The sequence below is a fragment of the Coprococcus sp. AF19-8AC genome (assembly GCF_003603115.1).
Classification (GTDB): domain Bacteria; phylum Bacillota; class Clostridia; order Lachnospirales; family Lachnospiraceae; genus Coprococcus; species Coprococcus aceti.
Window position 1 is genome coordinate 1 of the sequence record NZ_QTMI01000013.1, and the last position, 275, is coordinate 275.

Genomic DNA, 275 nt, shown 5'->3' on the forward strand with positions numbered 1-275 from the left:
AGATAATTAAAGTATTCATACAGTCTGAGCTTGTTTGCTTTTGCTGTTTCTACAAGGCTGTATATTATGGCACTGGATTTGGCTCCATTTATTGTGTCACACATTACCCAGTTCTTTTTGCCGATACAGAAACTTCTGATACTTTGTTCTGCGACATTATTATCTATCGGAATCTCTCCGTCATCCAGAAATCTTGCAAGTTTCTTGTACAGGAGGAGAAATCCATCACCTTCCCATACAAGGCCCTTGATCCTGTCAGATCTTCTTCCGCAGAA

General features: G+C 40.0%; 1 protein-coding gene. It reads right to left on the reverse strand.

The genetic code is table 11. The features are described 5' to 3' along the window. On the reverse strand, positions 1-275 hold a 275-nt coding region (locus DWX57_RS14270), incomplete at both ends, for an IS66 family transposase (RefSeq protein WP_207666532.1).